Source organism: Ralstonia nicotianae (assembly GCF_018243235.1).
Taxonomy (GTDB): Bacteria; Pseudomonadota; Gammaproteobacteria; order Burkholderiales; family Burkholderiaceae; genus Ralstonia; species Ralstonia nicotianae.
Genome location: NZ_CP046674.1, coordinates 1,896,896 through 1,914,941, shown reverse-complemented (window position 1 = coordinate 1,914,941; position 18,046 = coordinate 1,896,896). Strand labels below are relative to the sequence as shown.

Below are 18,046 nucleotides of genomic sequence, written 5' to 3'. Positions count from 1 at the left end.
CCGGGCCAAGGGTGTTCAATGGCCGGCCGGCTTGTCGCCATCGCCCGCCATCCAGGTGCGCGCCAGCGCGCTGGCCTCGGGCAGCGTCGCGACAATGCGGTAGGGATACGGTGCGCGGCTGGACATCAGATACAGCATCGCCTTGCGCCAGAACGACTCGCGTTTTCTCACGTCGGGCTCCACGCGGATCGCGCCACGGCACAGGCGCTTCTGCTCGGCAAAATGCTGCTTTCCCCATCGGGCATAGAGCGTCATGAAGTGCTTCGAGTCCTGCGGCAGTTCGGCGCCGGAAAAGATCAGCGCATAGGGCTCGCCGCGCGCGAGCAACGCATCGAACGCGGCGATGTGGCGGCCGGCCTCGGCGGCGGGCACATGGTTCGGCATGGTGTAGTGGACGATGGGCCAGGCGGCGGTGTCCAGGATATCGGGCATGATGGGTTCTCCTGTGTCAGGGTGGTTTGCAGTGCGGGCACGCACACGGCCGGGGCGATGTTTCGTTCGCGGCGGCGTGGCGTGCCGGTTCAAGGGGCGCTGTCCGGATGCCGTTGCCGCGCTTCGCGGGGCGGCGCGGCTGGTGCTGCCGCCCCGCCCTCCCGCAGGCGCTGTGCCAGAACCGGCCCCAGCACCTCTGCGCCGACGACGGACCAGTGGGTTCCCGCCAGGGTCTCGGCCTGGATGCCGCGCGGGAAGACGTCGCGCCATGGCGCGATGACGTCGCCCCAGCCGGCCGGATGCTCGCTGGCCTGGTAGAGCGCCACGGTCGGCAGGTCCAGGATCGGCAGGCGGTAATCCACCATCGCGGTCACGTTGGCCAGCAGCACCGCCACCATCCGCTCCAGCGCGGCGTCATCGTCAGCGGGCGACGGCGCTGCCAGGCGCAGGCCGGCGCGCCAGTGCGCGAGCCGCCGGGCCGGCGGCAGGGATGCGAAGGCATCGACGCTGCCGACCTGCTCCGCCAGCTCCCGCCGGACGGCCTCCGGCGCCAGCGACAGCAACAAGTCGTATTCGCTGCGCGCGGCCGCGCGCAGCGCCTCCTGCGGTGCCGGATCGACCAGCAGCAACTGCGCCACGCACTCGCCGGCTTGCGCCAGCTGGCGTGCCATCTCGACCGCCACGTAAGCGCCCATCGACCACCCGAGCACATGCCACGGCGCTTGCGCTCCGGCTTCGCGGCCCGCGCGCAGCGCCGCGAGGTAGCACGCGGCCTGGGCCTCCACGCTGCGCAGCGGGGCCTGGCCCGCTTCGAGCCCTGGCGATTGCAGGGCCACACACTGCACCGTGCCCGCGAGCACCGCCGCCAGCGGTCGGTACGCGGCGGCATGTCCGTCGCTGGCGTGCACGCAGACCAGCGTGCGCGCCGCGGGCGGACCGAGCGGGAAGACGGGTGACCCGGCACCGGCCTGCGCCGGCTGCCGGCGCAGGGTGTCCAGGGCCTCCGCCTGCGCTGCGAGACGGCTGTGCTGGAACAGCATCCGGATGGGGACCGCGCACGCCAGCGCATCGCCCAGGCGGGCAGCGAGCCGCGTCACGAGCAGGCTGTCGCCGCCGGCCAGGAAGAAATCGCTGTCGCGGCCGAGGGTGTCCAGGCTGAGGTGCAGCGTGTCGGCCCAGTGGCGCGCCAGCGTGCTTTCCATGCCGGGCGCCGGCGGCTCACCGGCCGCGCCCGGCTGGCCTGCCGGCGCGTCGTGCGGCATCGGGTGCGGCAAGCGCTTGCGATCGACCTTGCCGTTGGCGGACAGTGGCAACTGCGCGATGCAGGCCAGGTGGGCCGGGACCATATAACGCGGCAGCCGTTCGGCCAGGTGCCGGCGCACGTCCGCCAGATCGACCGCGCCGGACGGCGTGTGCGCCCAGGCGAGAAAGACCTGCTGGCCGACGAATGCCATCGGGCTGTCGGGCGCCGGAAACGCGCGGCTGCGATCGAACCCGCTTGCCTGCAGCGCCTGTTCCCATGCCTGCGCGGATAGCAGCGGCGAATCATCCGCCCGGCCCGCCTGGCCGGCGCCGGGCGCGCTGCGGCCGGCATGCGCGGCGGCTTCCAGCACGGCGGCGGCGGTCACCCATTGCAAGCGCTTGTCCTGCGTGGCTTCGTGGAGGATCAGCACGCCGCCCGGACGCAGCAGGCCGCGCAGCTCGCGCAGGGTCCAGGTCACGTCGCGCGCGTTGTGCAGCACGTTGGCCGCCAGCACCGCGTCGAAGCTGGCGGGGGCGTGGCCTTGTTCGGCTGCGCCCCGGTTGATGTCGTAGCGGCCCAGCCGCAGGCTGCCGTAGTGCCCGAATTTGGCGGTGGCGATGTCGTCGAAAAACCGGCTGACGTCGGTGTAGTGATATTCGGCGTCGGGGTCGGCGGCGTGCAGGGCCGGCAAGGTATGCGCCGTCAGCCCCCCGACGCCGGCGCCGACCTCCAGCACCCGCAGCGCAGCCTTGCGTTCGCGCGCCAGCGGCGCGAGGGCCGCGCCCGCCACCGCGCCAAGATAGTCCGCGACGATATTGCGCTGGTAGAGACTCTCCGCCGCGCGCCGATCGCCTTCGGGGAACACCAGCCCGGCGGCATGGGCCGCTTCGCGCAGCACCGACGGCACGCGCGCGGCGCTGTCGAAGATCCAGTCGGTCAGGCCTTGCGAGTCGTGCACCCAGTCCATCTGCGCGGTGACAATGGCCCGGCTTTCCGCGATCAGGCGTTCGCACCGCGCCAGCGCCGGGAACGCGCGCAGCACGCGCCAGCGCCCCTCGCCTTCGGCCGCCAGCCACCCCTGTTCGGCAAGCATGCGCAGCCAGGCATCGAACAGGCGCCGGTAGTGCGCGGCGATGTGCAGACGTGCCATCTCGGCATCGCGCTCGAGCACGGTGCCTTGCGGCACGTCCACGCCCAGTTGCCGCAGATTGCGCAGCACCAGGATCGGCGCGAGCCGTTCCGTCTCCTGCTGGAAGCCTTGCAGCGAGGCCACCTTGGCGGGCGCGGGCAGCGCCGCCGCCGCGGACGCGCAGGCCGCCGCCAGGGCCTGCCAGGCGGCATCGCGCGCGGCACCGTCGGCAGAAGCCGGGGCGCGTCGCGGCACGACGAAGGCGGCCAGCTGCTGTCCCCCGCCCGCTGTGGCGCAGACCGTGGCGGCCGCGGCCTGGATGCCGTCGTGCTGCGTCAGCGCGGCTTCGATCTCGCCCAGCTCGATGCGGTGGCCGCCGAGCTTGACCTGGCTGTCGACGCGCCCGAGAAATTCGATGCAGCCGTCCGGCCAGTAGCGCGCGCGGTCGCCGGTGCGGTACAGGCGCTCTGCGCTGGCGGGGTGGGTGATGAAGGCCTCGGCGGTGCGCTGCGGATCGCGCCAGTAGCACGAAGCCAGGCCGGCGCCGCCGATATGCAGATCGCCATCGACCCAGTCCGGGCAATCGCGCAGGTGGGCATCGAGCACCCGGTAGGACTGGTTGGCCAGCGGAAACCCGTACGGTATGGAGCGCCAGGCGGGATCGACCTGCCCGACCTCGAACCAGTTCGACCAGATCGCGGCCTCGGTGGCGCCACCGAGGGCGGCCAGGCGCGTGTGCGGCGCCAGTGCGCGCAGGCGTGCCGGCAGGTCCAGCGCAATCCAGTCGCCGCTGAGCATGACCCAGCGCAACGATGCCGGCAGGCCCCGACCGCTGGATGCCGCGCGCTCGACCAGCATCGCCAGCAGGGCCGGCACCGAGTTCCAGACCGTGACGCCGTACCGGTGCGCCAGGTCCAGCCAGTGCGCGGCATCGCGCATGCCCGCCTCGTCCGGGAGGATCACGGCGCCGCCGCGCGACAGCATGCCGAAGACATCGTAGATGGCCAGGTCGAAGCCCAGCGCCGAGATGCCGAACACGCGGTCGTCCGGCGTCAGGCCGAGCCGCGCGTGGACGGCTTCCAGCGTGTTGCCGGCCGCGCCGTGCGTGATCGCCACGCCCTTGGGCGTGCCGGTCGAGCCCGAGGTGTAGATGATGTAGGCCAGCGCATCGAGGGCGGGCGATGCGACGTGCGCGTCGATCTCCCGCTGCAGCGCGGCGCTTGCGTGCACGGCCGGCTCGGACTCCGGCGACACCAGCCACGCGACGGGGCTGGCGCATGCCGGCCGCGTGAAGTCCGCCTGCGCGATAAAGGCGGCTTTGACACCTGCGCCATCGAGAATGGCTTGCATGCGCGCCGGGGGCATGTCGCTGGCCAACGGCACCAGCACCGCGCCCGCCGCGACGATGCCGATGGCGGCGGCGAGCGCGGGAATGCCCTTGGGCATGGCGCAGGCAACGAGATCGCCGGGCATGACGCCCGCCTCGCGCAACGTGCGCACGTGCGCCAGCGCGCGGGCGGCCAGTCCGGCATAGGTCTCGCTGGCATGCGCGGTGGCGCAGGCCAGCGCGTGCGGCTGCGCCACCGCCTGCCGGAAGAAGCCCGCGTGCAGCGGCGACTGCGGCAGCGGCAGCGCGGTCCGGTTGACGGCCTCGCGCACCGCGCGCTGCGCTGCGGGCAGTTCAGCAGGCATCGGTTGCTGCCAATGCGCGGCATCCTGGGCCAGATGGTCGAGCCGCCGGCAATAGGCCTCGAACATCGCATCGACCATGCCCTCCGGGAACAGGTCGTCGATCACGATCCAGTTGAATTCCAGCGTGCCCTTGCGGACCATCACCTGGTGGTCGAGCCAGACCTGGGGCGTGCAGGTGTAGAGGAATTCCGGCTCGCCGAGCAGGTCGGCGCCACGGACCAGCAGGTCGAGATCCATGCCCAGGAGGCTGGTGAACACGACCGGCATCAGGCTGCCGGCGTCCATGCCGCCGCCGTCCTGCGCACGGTGGCGGGCCAGTTCGCGCAGGACTTCCACGCCGCCGAAGCGCGTGTGCGACAGGCTGGCCCAGAGCTGGGCCTGGGTGGCGGCGGCACGCTGGGCGAAGGCCAGCGGCGCGTTGCAGTCGACCGTGAGCAGCAGCACCGAGGTGAAATCGCCGACCAGCCGCTCGACATCCGGATGCACGCGGCGGCGGTTGAAGTGCGTGAGGTTGAGCGTGAAGCGGCCGTCGCCGGCCCAGCGCGCGAGCACTTCCGAGAACGCGGTGAGCAGCACGGACGAGCCGGTCAGCCCGGCCTCGGCGGCAAAGGCCGACAGCCGCTGCCACGCCTGTGGGTCGAAGCGATGCTGCAGGCGCCGGAATGTCGGCCGCGCCACGTCGGACGCCACGCGCGCGAGCGGCAGCCGCGGGGGCGGCGCGATCTCGGACAGGCGGGCCTGCCACCAGGCCTTGTCGGCCAGATAGGCTGCTTCGCCCGCGGCGTCCCGGCCGGCCAGCAGGTAGTCCCGGAAACTGAGGCCGATGGCGGGCAGCTGCGCGGCCGGGTCGCGGTAGCTGCGCTCGAGCTCGGCCAGCAGGATGTGGAAGCTCTGCACGTCGAACATCAGCAGGTCGAGATCGAGGTGCAGGCGGGTCACGCCGGCCGGCTCGCGCGTGGCGCGCAGGTCGAACAGCGGCCAGCGCTCGGCGTCGAGCACCTGCCCGCACATGCCGGCGCGTTTCTGCGCGAGCCTGGCCGCCACGCGATCGGGCGGCTGCGCGCGCAGGTCTTCGGTCTCGATGGCGTAGTGCGGCACGGTGCCGAGGATGCGCTGCCGCCCATCCGGCGTCAGCACGGCGCGCATCATGCCGTGCCGCGCCACGATCCGGTTCCAGGCCTGCTCGAAGCGTTGCAGGTCCAGGTCTGGCGAGACCCACTCGAAGTAGACGTGGCATGACACGCCGCCGAGCGCCAGGGCCTGGCCGCGGCCGATCCAGTAAGCGTGCTGGATGTCGGTCAGGGCGAAGGTGTCGTCGCCGGGGCCGGCCTGGGCGGACGGTGCGCCGGGAGTGGCATCCGCGTCGGATCGGTCCAGCACGACCCAGTGCGCGGCGTCCGCGCGCGGGTCACCGCGCGCGACGATCGCATCTTCCGGGCGGGCCCCTGGTGTGGTCTGCGGCTGGGCCTGCGCCTGGCAGACCACCAGCTTGCCGTGGTCATGCAGCAGCGACGACAGGCGCCGCAGCATCGGCCCGCGCGCGGGTGCGGCCAGTTCGCGCAGGTCGGCCAGCACGATGTCGTAGCGCTCGCGCGGCATCCCCATCCCGCCGGGCTCCGCGAGGTGGCCGTCGGGCCGTGGCCGCACGGCAGGCACCCGCCACTCGACGCTGGGATGCTCGCGCCGCAGGCGGCTCGCCTGGAGGCTGGAATCCACCTCGATGCAGTAGCGGCCGTGCGCGCCGTAGCGCCGCGCCAGCACGGGCAGCATCGCCGTATCGTGCCAGCCGACCTGCAGCCAGGCGGTCTCCGCCGGTGGCGCCGCCAGTTGAATCTGCCGCAGCGCGCGCTCAAAGCCGGCCGCGCGCTCCACCGCCCTGCGGTGCTGGTGATCGCCTTCCATCGACGCCATCGCTTCCCTCATGTTCCCGTCCCGGTCCGGCCGCATACCGATCCCCTTGCCGGCGCCGCGGTCATGCAACCACGCTGCGCTGACCTGCTTGGCCGGCAGGATGGAATCGCTATGCAAACTGCGCATAGATGAACATTGCAGATGAAAATGATTCTCATTTATATTAGCATCCACAATCGGAAGCCGCGCGAAAACCCTGCGATGACTGCGGCGCCTCAGGGCGGCGGCACCCTGCGCCGCCCGGCTCGCGTGACGACGCGCCTGCCTTGCCGATCGACGTGATGCGCCGCGCATGACCGGCATCACGCCGGCAAGGCGACCGCCAGCGCCTGCCCGACGCGCAATCGGTATGGCGGCTTCCAAGGATGGAAGGCCCGGCGGGCCGCCCTCCACCCCGTCAGGGCCCCGCCGAGGCTGACCCGGCGGCGCCTCGCGAAGGCACCGCCGGCCCGCGCCGGCCGGCGGCGCATGCCTGCGATCGCATGGCGGAAAGGGGCGCGCGCACGTCCGGCGACAGGACCGTATCACCGCACTCACGGATGACGACCATGACTTCTCTCTCTCCCGAAGCGTTCCAGCAACGCTATGGCGACACCCTGCCCATCGCCGTGATCGGCGCGGGCTGCCGGATGCCGCGCGCCGATGACATCTTCGCGTTCTGGCACCGCCTGGCCGACGGCGAGGACCTGATCGCGCGCTTCGATGCGCGGCAACTGGCTGATGCCGGCATCGACCCCGCGCTGCTGTCGCGGCCCGGCTATGTGCCCGCCGCCGCCGTGATCGAGCAGGCCGACCGCTTCGAGTGGTCGTTCTTCGGCTACTCGCGACAGGAGGCCGAGACGATCGATCCGCAGCAGCGCATCTTCCTCATGTGCGCCTGGGAGGCGCTGGAGATGGCCGGCTACCCGAGCGCCACCCTGGAGGCCGCATGCCCGGGCGCGCGCATCGGCGTGCTGGGCGCGTGCAAGATGAGCAGCTATCCGGCGGCCCGGATCGAGAACACGCAGGAGATCGCGTCGCCCCGCACCTTCGGCCGCCTGCTCGGCAACGACAAGGACTACCTCGCCACCCGGGTGTCCTACAAGCTCGGACTGACCGGCCCCAGCATGACGGTGCAGACCGCCTGCTCGAGCTCGCTGGTGGCGATCCACCTCGCCTGCGAGCAACTGGCCAGCGGCGAATGCGACATGGTGCTGGCCGGCGGGGCGGGCATCGGCTTTCCGCAGGAGAGCGGCTACTTCCATCGCGAAGGCATGATCTTCTCGCCGGACGGCCTGTGCCGGCCGTTCGATGCCCACGCCGACGGCACCGCGATCGGCAACGGCGCCGCCGTGGTCCTGCTCAAGCCGCTGGACCGCGCGCTCGCGGACGGCGACCCGATCCTCGCCGTCATCCGGGGCAGCTCGGTCAACAACGACGGCCGCGCCAAGGCCGGCTACACCGCGCCCTCGCCCGAGGGGCAGGCCCGCGTCATCGCCGATGCGCTGGCGCTGGCGGAAGTCGATCCGGCCTCGATCCAGCTGATGGAAGCGCACGGCACCGCCACGCCGCTGGGCGACCCGATCGAGGTCGAAGCGCTGCGCCGGGCGTGGGGAGGCCCTACGGCGCAGACGCAATACTGCGCGCTGGGCTCGGTGAAATCGAATCTCGGCCACCTCGACACGGCGGCCGGCGTGGCAAGCTTCCTGAAGGCGGCGCTGGCCCTGCACCATGGGCAGATTCCGCCGAGCCTGCATTTCGAGACGCCGAATCCCGCGCTCGATCTTGCCTCCAGCCCCTTCTTCGTCCCGCAGACGCTGCTGCCCTGGCCCGACACGCCGACACCGCGCCGCGCCGCCGTGAGTGCGTTCGCCATCGGCGGCACCAACTGCCACGCCATCCTCGAACAGGCGCCGCACGTCGCCCATGACGGCGCGGCCGAGACCGGCCTGCCGCGGCTGCTCGTGCTGAGCGCGCGCAGCGAAACCGCCCTGCGCGAACTCGCCCGCCGCCACGCGTGGCGCCTCGACGACCTGGGCAGCCAGGTCGCCCTGTCGGACTACTGCGCCACCGCCGTGCACCATCGCAGCGTGTTCGACTGGCGCCTGGTGCTGGTCGCCACCGATGCCGCGTCGTTCATCGCGCAGTTGCATGCCTTTGCCGAACAGGCCGATGGCCAGGCGCAGGCCGTTCAGGCGCCGGCGGGCTGCGCCGTCCGCGCCTGGATGGCCGGTGCCTACGATGATGCGCTGCTGGCGTTCGCGCGCGCGCAGGCCGTGCAGCCATGCCCGGACTGGAGCCGGCATTGCCCGCCGCCGGCCACCCGCGTGCTGCTGCCGACCTGCCCGTTCGAGGGCGAGCGCTGCTGGTTCGAGGGGCACGGAGCGCAGCAGCCCCCGGCCTCGCCCGCATCTGAGGACGCTCCCGCGCACTGGCAGGCCGCCGTGCAGGCGGGGCGGCATGCGGCCGCGACGCTCGGCGGGCAGCTCGATCTGTCCGGCCTGCCGCGCGAGGCGCAAGGCGTGGATGCCCTGCACGCCACCTACGTCGGTCAGGCGTTTGCCCAACTGGGCGTGTTCGCCGACACCGACGCCTGGCTCGACGTGGAGGCCTGCCTGGCGCGCGGCGGCGTGCCCGCGCGCCATCGCGATCTGCTCGGCCGGTTGCTGCGCGATCTGGCATCGGCCGGCGCGCTGGACGCGCGGCGCATCGACGGCCGCCCGCACTACCGCAACCTGCGCCCGCGGCCGATGCAGGACGCGCAGCCGTGGCTCGAGGCCATGCGCGCCCTCGGCTACGGGCAGCTTGCCCCGCTGGTGGAGCGCACCGGCCCCCGCCTCGCCGACATGCTGACGGGCAAGCTCGATCCCGTCGGCGTGGTGTTCCCCGGGGCCGCCACCGACGACGTCGAGCACATGTACCAGGAGCAGCCGAATTCGGTCTACCTGAACCGCATCGCCGCCGCGACGGCCGCGGCCCTGGCCGAGCGCCGCGCGCTGCGCATCCTCGAGGTGGGCGGCGGCACGGGAGGCACCACGCGCGACGTGCTCGCGCACTTGCCGCCGGGCGCCTGCGAGCGCTACACATTCACCGATGTCGGGCCGCTCTTTCTGCAGCGCGCGCGCATCAAGTTCGCGGACGCGCCGTTCATGCAATTCCAGATCTTCGACATGAACGCGCCGGCCGTCGCCCAGGGGCTCGATCCGGCCGGCTATGACCTGATCGTCGCGGCCAATGTGCTGCACAACGCGGCCGACCTGCGTCGCATGCTCGCCAATCTGGGGACGGTGCTGGCCCCGGGCGGGGCCCTGCTGATGCGCGAGATCACCGCGCCGAAGAAGCTCTTCGACTTCGTGTTCGGCCCGCTGGTGCCGCCGATCGACGACACCGCCGCGCGCGATGGCGAACTGTTCGCCAGCGAAGCCGTCTGGCGGGCCGCGCTGGCCGATGCGGGGTTCACGCGCGCCGAGGCGTTTCCGGACCGCGCCAGCCCGGCCGGCGCGCTGGGCGAGCAGATCCTGATCGCGCACGGGCCCGTGGCACGTCACGATGTCTCGACGGCGCCGGCGCCGGTACCGCAGACGGCGGCACTATCCGGCGGGGTGCGGCAGATCGATCTCACCGTGGAGGATCCGGCCCCCGGGCAGCTGATCGCGCGCATCCTCGCGGCGCTGCCCGAGCCCGGCCGGCTGCGCCTGGACGACCTCCAATGGCGCCTCGACCCCGCGGGTGCGCCGCTGCCGCTGCGCCTGAGCCTGCTGGTCGCGGACGACGTGCTGCATGTCGGCATCCACGGCACGCCCCACGGCATGCAGCCCTTGCTGCGCGCATCGCTGGCACGGCCGCGCGCGTTGCCGGCCCGGCTGCACGCGATGGCGGGCACGACGCTCGGCCTTGGCGACGATGCACGGGGCCCCGCCCTGCTCGACGCGGCGCTGTCCGCCGTGCAGGCGCCGGACGGCCGCCCGCACACCCTGCGCAACCTGAAGTCGCTCTACTGGCCGGCCCCGACCGGACCGGCGCGCGACGCGCGGCTGCTCCGGCAAGGCGAGCGCGCGACCGTCTGCGACGCCGGCGGCACCGTCCTGCTGGCCATCGAGGGCTGGCAGGATGCACCGCCGCTTTCCGCCCCCTGGCGCGGCGGCGAGGCGGCCGGCATGCTGTACCGGTGGCGCTGGACGCCGGTTTCCGCGCCGGCCTGCGCCACCGCGATCCGGCGTGTCATGTGGCTCGGGCAGAACAGCATCGCGGAGCGCCAGCAGCTGACCGAGGCCTTCGGCTGCCTCGGCATCGCCTGCACGTTCGGGAACCCCGCCGACCTGCTGCGGGACGAGACCCGCCTGCCGGACTGGCTGGCCGGCGCGGACCGGGCCGACGCGATCTGCTACGCCCCGCTCTACCATGCGCAAGCACACGCGGAGGCCATCCTCGACGAGCAGGTCGAGGCGCTGCGCCCGCTGGCCATGCTGGTTGCCGCGCTCGGCGCCCGCTCCGATCCGCCCAGGCTGGCGGTGCTGGCGCCGCACGCCTTCGCGGTCGAAGACAGCGACACCGCTGCCGGCTGGCAGGCGGCGGGCATGTCGGGGCTGCTCGCGATGGCACAGCAGGAATATCCCGCGCTCCAGACGCTGCTGCTCGACAGCGGCGCGTCGGCGCCGATGGCCTTCGTGCCGGCGCTCGCGGCCTGGCTGGCCTGCGGCGCGGTTCCGGTTGGTGCGCTGCGCGGCACGCGGCACTACGTGCAGCAGCTCATCCCCGCCGCCCCCGCGCCGTGCCTCGCGGCATTGCCGCCCGGGCGCCACGTGCTGATCGGCGGGCTTTGCGAACTCGGCTTGGCGCTGGCGGACTGGCTGGCCGCGCGGGGCGCGCGCGAACTGGCGATCCTCTCGCGCAAGCCGCCGACGGCGGCACAGGCAGCGCGGCTGGCCGCGCTGCAGGCACAGGGCGTCGACGTGCGCCTGGACAGCCGCGCCGACGCCACCGAGCCGCCGGCCATCGATGCCGCGCTGATGCGCCTGGGCGGTAGTGCGCCGGTCGGCTGTGTGTTTCATCTGGCCGGCATCGTGCGCGACGCGCCGCTCGCGGCCGCCGACTGGCGGGACTGGCAGGCCACGCTGGCGACCAAGCTGGTGCCCGCGCTGGCGCTGCATGCCCGGGAGGCCCACCTGCGGCCCGCGATGACGGTGTATTTCTCCTCGGCGGCCAGTGCCTGCGGACCAGCAGGGCAAGGCGCGCACGCTTCGGCCAACGCCGCGCTCGAAGGGCTGGCGCACTACCGCAGCCGCCTGGGGCTGGACACCGTCGCGCTGGCCTGGGGCTTCTGGGGCGACATCGATGCCGAGCGGCGCCGCGAACTGGCCGGCCGCCTGGCCGCGCGGGGCATGGCGGGCCTCGGCACGGCGCACGGCATGACGCTGATGGCGCAGGCGATGGCCGGGCCCGAGCCGTTCTACCTGCCCGCTCGCATCGACTGGCCGCGCTTTTCCACGATGGCCACGCGGGCACAGGCGGAACGCTTCGGCCCCTGCTGGCAGGCTGCCGCCCGGACGGACGCCGCCGCCACCGAATCGCCCGCCCGGGCCACGGCCCAGCCCGTCGACTCGTTGTTCGACACGGTCCGGGCCCGTGTCGCCGAAGTCCTGGGCCGCGATGCGCAGGCCATTCCGGCCGAGGCGAACCTCATCCAGCTGGGACTCGATTCGCTGCTCTTCCTCGACTTGAGCGAGCGGCTCGGCAAGCAGTTCGGCGTGTCGATCTCGGCGGAGACCGCGTTCAAGGCCAACACGCTGAACGCTTTCGTGCAGGCCCTCGCCGCGCAGCTCGGCCTGGACGATGCGGGCACCGACGTCCGCCGGCAAGACACGCTGCCTGCGGAGGCTCCGCCCGCCGCACCCGCTGCGCTCGCCGCCGGGCTACGGCAGGGCAGCGGCGCCGTGGACATCGCCGCGGTCCGGCAGTACCTGCGCGCAGGCATTGCCACGCTGCTGCACTGCGCACCGGACACCGTCACGGACCAGGCCAACCTGATCCAGCTCGGCCTCGATTCCCTGCTGTTTCTCGAACTGAGCGAGACCATCGCGCGCGAGCTCGATGTGCGGATCTCGGCCGACACCGCCTTCCAGGCCGGCACCTTCGGGGCGCTGGCCGATGGCCTCGCGCAGGCCCTGGGCGTGCGGCGCGGCGGCACCGGCACGCAGGCCCCGGCAGCCGGCGCCTGCGGCCTGCGCATGGCGCTCACTGAACTGGAACAGTCGCAGGGCGGCTGGCTGGCCGCCAACGGCGACATGCTGCCGCGCCCCGACGCCCCGGGCACACCCCTGCCCCTGCCGGGCCTGCGGGGCCTGCGCCGCCAGCTGCGCGAATCCGACGTCCCGCAGCAGCTGTACGTGGAATACGACATGCCGGCGGACTTCCCGCTCGCGCGCTTCGAGCAGGCGTGGAACCGCGTGGTCGAACGCCATCCGATGCTGCGTGCGACGGTCAGTGCGGACGGGTTGCTGCGCATCCTGCCCGAGGCCCCGCGCACCGTCATCGCGTACACCGATTGGCGCGGCCAGCCCGCAGCCGAACGCGACGCGGCACTGGCCGCGCTGCGCGAGACGCTGTCGCGGCAGCCCCTCGACCTGGCGCAGTGGCCGCATGCCGAATGGCGCGCGAGCCGGCTCGACGAGGCCACGCTGCGGCTGCACCTGCGCTTGGATACCACGCTGGTCGACATCGAAAGCCTGCGCATCCTGCTGCGCGAGCTGTTCCTGTGGGTGCAGGACCCGGCGCGCGCGCTTGCGGCGCCGCGGTTTTCCGCGCGCGACTACTACGCCGGCGAAGCGGCGCTGCGCTCGACCGACGCGCATGCGCGGCAGTGGCAGGCCTACGCCCCGCGCGTCGGGCAACTGCCCCCGCCGCCCAACCTGCCGCTCAGGCAAGAGGCCGGCACCGGCGCGCGGCGGTTCGTCATCTGGCGCGATGCACTGCCGCGCGATGCCTGGCTGGCGCTGCGCGCCTACGCCGAGCAGGCCGGGCTGAGCGGCACGGCCGTGCTGCTGGCGGCCTATGCGCTGGCGCTGGCCCCCTGGAGCGATCGCCGCGCCTTCACGTTGCGGCTCGACTATCCGGACCGCCGGCCGGTGCACGCCCAGGCCATGAACGTGATGCTCGACGCCTCGGCCTCGGCGCTGGTGCCGTGCGCGCTCGACGCCGGCAGCTTCATCGCACTGGCGCGTGCCTGCGCCGAGGCGATCGCCGGCCGGCTCGCGGCGGACCTGGTCGGGACGGAAACGCTGTTGTCCGCCCATTGCGCGCAGCACCTGGGCGCGGGGCATCCGGCGCGGCTGCCGCCGGTGGCCATGACCAGCCTGCTCGGCGTGCGCTCGGCCTATTCGATTCCGGAGACGTCCGACCCGCTGCTCGGCATGCCGACCCACGAATACGCCAGCCAGCCCGATACCTGGCTGCACTTCCAGGCGCTGGAAGAGGCCAGCGCGCTGCTCTACAACATCGACCAGCGCGCCGACTGGCTGCCCGACGAACTGGGGGAAACGGTGATGCTGCGCCTGCGGCTCGTGCTCGATGCGCTGGCGGAATCCCCCGCCGCCTGGCATGCGGCGCCGCTGGAGCTGGTGCCCGCCGATGCCGATATCGCCGGGTTCGCCGCGGCCATGACGCGCCTGCTCGATGCGGGGGGCATGGCCGTGGAGGCGGTGGCCCGGGATTGAGGACAGCGGGCGCGGCGGCGCTGGACGGCGTCGCCGCGCCCGCGGCAGCACGGCTGCCAGGCCATCGTGCCGGACTTCAGCGTGACGGCGTCATGATGGGCACTACGCGATCGGATGTACGCGCGCGACAGAACGCCAAGCGCCCATGCGAAATCGCCGAGCCGAATGGGGCGCCGCCGGGCGGGCAGGCCATGCGGCCTGCGGCATGCAGCACGAGGCGGCTCCGTTCCCGGCCGGCCGCCTCGCGCCACAGACCACCCTACGCCACCCGCCGCATCCTCCGGGGCGGCGTTCGATCCCTCAGGCCGCCGCGCGGAACCGCCAGTTTCGCGTGCGCGCCTGCTGCGCCCAGAGCCGGGCGTAGAGCCCGCCGCCTGCCAGCAGGTCGGGATGCCGGCCGCGCTCCACCACGCGCCCCCGCTCCAGCACCAGGATCTGGTCTGCGTCCGCCACCGTGTGCAGGCGGTGCGCGATCACCAGCACCGTCTTGCCCCGCACCAGCGCCGCCAGCGCCTGCCGGATCGCCAGCTCGTTGCCGGAGTCGATCGAGGCGGTGGCCTCGTCCAGCAGCACGATCGGCGCATCCTTGAGCAGGGCCCGCGCAATGGAGAGGCGCTGCCGTTCGCCGCCGGACAGGCGGCCGCCGCCTTCCCCGATCACGGTCCGGTAGCCGTCCGGCAGCGCCATGATGAAGTCGTGGCAGCACGCCGCCCGCGCGGCGGCGACCAGATCCGCATCGCTGGCCTCCGGCCGGGCCAGGCGCAGGTTGTTCTCGATGCTGTCGTTCAGCAGGTAGGTGTCCTGGAACACGATGGCGATCCGGTCGAGCAGGTCGTCCTGCCGCATCGCGCGCACGTCGACCCCGCCGATCAGCACCTGGCCCGCCTCGACATCATGGAAGCGCGCGACCAGGTGGGCCAGCGTCGACTTGCCCGCCCCGCTCGGCCCCACCAGCGCGGTGACCGTGTCCGGCCGGGCGACGAAGGAGACGCCCCGGAGCGTCGGCTCCCCCGGCGCGTGCGAGAACGATACGTCGCGGAACTCGACCGCGCAGCCGCGCGCGGCGGTGCTGGCGTCGGGCTCCGGCAGCAGCGGCTCGCCCATCAGCGCGGCGATCCGGTCGAAGCTCCTGCTGTAGAACGCCAGCTGCGCCATCAGCATGGCCGACTCGCTCATCATGCTGAAGAAGCGGTGGCTCATGATCAGGAACATCACCAGCATCGCGTGCGTCAGATGCCCGGCGAGGCTGAAGCGGAAGGCCTGCGCCAGCACCAGCAGGAAGCCGATTTCGAGCAGCACCGAGAACCCGATGGCCGCCGCGCCGGCCACCACTTCGATGCGGACCGACAGTGCGCGCAGGCGCGTCAGCGCATTGAACACCTTGTCGAAGCGCTCCGCCGACAGACCGAAGGCGCGGATCACCTTGATGCCCTGCACGAACTCCAGCAGGCGGCTGTTGGTCTCGGCCTTCTGGTCGAGCTTGGCCCGCCCGAGGCGGCCGGCCGCGCGCTTGAACAGCCGGAACAGCAGCAGCCCCGCCGCCACGCTCGCGAACGCCAGCAGGCCGAGGCGCCAGTCGATAGAGAGCAGCAGCGCGCCGGTCAGGCCGGCGATCGCCAGCCGCCCGCACAGCTCGCCAGTGAGGTGGGTGAAGGCGTCTTCGACCTGCACCACGTTCTCGGCCATCACCGCGCTGAGGTCTCCGGTCTGGCGCCGCGCGTAGAAGCCCAGCGGCAGGCGGCGCAGTTGCTCCGCGATCTGCAGGCGCAGGTCGCACATCATGCCGGTCCCGCCGATGAAGCCGTCGAGGTTGGCGGCGACGGCGCACGCGAGCTGCGCCAGCACGCAGCCCAGCAGGGCCAGCGTCAGCGTGGTCAGCAGCGCGGCGTCGAAGCGGCCCGCGAACATCGCGTTGAACGCCAGGAACAGCACCGCGTAAGGCGCGGTCGCGAACAGCGCTTCCGCCATCCGCCATGCAATGCCGCGCCGGACCCGGCCGCGGTCGGCACTGCGCGTGAGTTCGAACACCGCACGCAGCATGTTCATTGGGACACTCCTTCAAGCGGTTGGTCTGCGCTCGCCGTGGCGTGCGCCGATGGGAGGCGCCAGTCGGCGCTGTCGCGGTGCATCCGCCATAGCCGGCGGTACAGGTCGCTGCCGGCCAGCAGTTGCGCATGCGTGCCGGCGGCCGCCACGCGACCGTGGTCCAGCAGCACGATCTGGTCCGCGTCGGCAATGGTCGACAGGCGGTGGGCGATCACGATGACCGTCTTGGACTGCGTCAGCACGCCCAGCGCGTCGAGGATCTGCGCCTCGCTCATCGGGTCGGTGAAGGCCGTGGCCTCGTCCAGCACGATGATCGGCGCGTCCTTGACCAAGGCGCGGGCGATCGACAGCCGCTGCTTCTCGCCGCCCGACAGCCGCGCGCCGCGTTCGCCCAGGACGGTGTGATAGCCCTGCGGCAAGCGGCTGATGAAGTCGTGCGCCTGGGCCGCCTTGGCGGCGGCGATCACCTGCGCTTCGTCGAGCTCGCGCTGGCCGAGGCGGATGTTTTCGAGGACGGTGTCGTTGAACAGGAAGACGTCCTGCATCACGTAGGCCACCTGGCGATGCATGTCGCCCAGCGGCAAGGCGCGCACATCGACGCCGCCGATGCGGATGGCGCCCCGCCCCACGTCCCAGAACCGTGCCAGCAACTGGGCAAGGGTGGATTTTCCGGCCCCGCTCGGGCCGACGATGGCGGTGAAGCTGCCGGCCGGCACGGTGAAGCTGACTTCGTGCAGCACATCCTTGTCGCCGTAGGCGAACCCGACGCCCTCGAAGGCCACGGTGCTGTCGGCCGGCTTGCCCGCCGCGGGCGCGTCCGTGAGCTCGGGCGCCTGCATCAGGTTCTGCACGCGGCCATGGCTGTCCTGGATCAGGCGCAGCAGGCTGCCGAAGAAGGCCAGCGCAAACAGCGGCCGCGTGATGCCCAGGCCGAGCAGCAGGCACAGGACGAACAGTTCGAGGCTCAGCGAGCCCCGCAGATACCAGTAGCCGCCGAACGGCAGGATCGACAGCATGTTGGCGCCGATCACCACGGTAAAGGCCGACCACCCCGGCACCGTCATCCTCACCATGCGCGCGATGACGGCGCGGTAGGCGTCGATGACGCGCGTCAGCCGCTTCGAGGCCAGCGCGCCGCGGTGATAGGTCTTGAGCACGGCGATGCCCTGCACATACTCGACCACGCTGGCCGACAGGCTGGCGTTGACCTCGTTGTACTGCGCCATGACCTCGGGAATCTTCTTCCAGAGCAGGATCTGCACGAGCACCGCCACCGGCACCGTGGCCAGGGTCACCAGCGCCATGCGCCAGTCGAACCAGAACAGGGCGACGGCGCTGGCCAGCGGCAGGGCCACGGCCGCCGCGCTGTCGTTCAGGTGGTGCGCGATGAACAGCTCGAGGCGGTCGACATCTTCGCGCAGCACCTTGTTGGTCGCCTCCGCGCTCTGCTTCGTGATCCAGCCCAGCGGCAGCCGCGTCAGCTTGGCGGCCACCTTCAGCCGCAGGTCGAGCAGGATGTCGAAGGCCGCCAGGTGCGCCACCACGCCGCTGGCCACCAACAGCAGCCAGCGCAGCCCGATCGCCAGCGCGCCCCAGCCGAGAATCGGCCAGAGCGCCGAGGCCGCCACCCGGTCCTGCCCGATCAACATCAGGACGGCATAGATCACCAGCAGCGGCGCGAGCGACAGCACGCTGCTGAGCGCCGACAGCGCCGCGGCCAGCACCAGGCTGCCCTTGCGCTCGCCGGCCAGCGCCAGCAGCGCCGCCAGGCCGGTCTTGCGCGGCGCGGCGGCAGCGTCCTGCGCCGCCTCGCCCGCGGCGGCCTGCAATTCAGCGATTTCAACTGAGCTCATACGGAATCCTCCTGCAATGCAATGCCCAGCGACACCCGTGTCCGGCGTG

General features: G+C 72.5%; 5 protein-coding genes. 1 reads left to right on the top strand and 4 read right to left on the bottom strand.

Annotated features, from left to right (window positions below):
• Window positions 1-15: 15 nt before the first annotated feature.
• Window positions 16-432: a hypothetical protein gene (locus GO999_RS08700; RefSeq protein ID WP_016723094.1), complete on the bottom strand. Its 417-nt coding sequence runs from the start codon at window positions 430-432 to the stop codon at window positions 16-18.
• Between the two features lie 89 nt (window positions 433-521).
• Entirely contained in the window at window positions 522-6,419 is a 5,898-nt protein-coding gene (locus GO999_RS08695) for a non-ribosomal peptide synthetase (protein ID WP_249215010.1), read from the bottom strand.
• A gap of 536 nt (window positions 6,420-6,955) precedes the next feature.
• Between GO999_RS08695 and GO999_RS08690 the strand changes: the two genes are divergently transcribed.
• Complete coding sequence (locus tag GO999_RS08690) at window positions 6,956-14,098, top strand: beta-ketoacyl synthase N-terminal-like domain-containing protein (protein WP_211906132.1); 7,143 nt, start codon at window positions 6,956-6,958, stop codon at window positions 14,096-14,098.
• A 300-nt stretch (window positions 14,099-14,398) separates the two neighbouring features.
• Here GO999_RS08690 and GO999_RS08685 read toward each other — a convergent pair whose 3' ends face one another.
• Window positions 14,399-16,144 (bottom strand): ABC transporter ATP-binding protein, encoded by a 1,746-nt coding sequence (locus GO999_RS08685; RefSeq protein WP_028860659.1) that lies wholly within the window; start codon window positions 16,142-16,144, stop codon window positions 14,399-14,401.
• Window positions 16,141-17,997 (bottom strand): ABC transporter ATP-binding protein, encoded by a 1,857-nt coding sequence (locus GO999_RS08680; RefSeq protein ID WP_211906131.1) that lies wholly within the window; start codon window positions 17,995-17,997, stop codon window positions 16,141-16,143. The genes GO999_RS08685 and GO999_RS08680 overlap by 4 nt, the downstream gene beginning before the upstream one ends.
• Between the last annotated feature and the right edge of the window lie 49 nt (window positions 17,998-18,046).

Excerpts from the sequence above, each read along its gene's own strand:
- GO999_RS08690 (WP_211906132.1), top strand. The coding sequence starts at position 6,956 with ATGACTTCTCTCTCTCCCGAAGCGTTCCAGCAACGCTATGGCGACACC.
- GO999_RS08700 (WP_016723094.1), bottom strand. The coding sequence starts at position 432 with ATGCCCGATATCCTGGACACCGCCGCCTGGCCCATCGTCCACTACACC.
- GO999_RS08685 (WP_028860659.1), bottom strand. The coding sequence starts at position 16,144 with ATGAACATGCTGCGTGCGGTGTTCGAACTCACGCGCAGTGCCGACCGC.
- GO999_RS08680 (WP_211906131.1), bottom strand. The coding sequence starts at position 17,997 with ATGAGCTCAGTTGAAATCGCTGAATTGCAGGCCGCCGCGGGCGAGGCG.
- GO999_RS08695 (WP_249215010.1), bottom strand. The coding sequence starts at position 6,419 with ATGAGGGAAGCGATGGCGTCGATGGAAGGCGATCACCAGCACCGCAGG.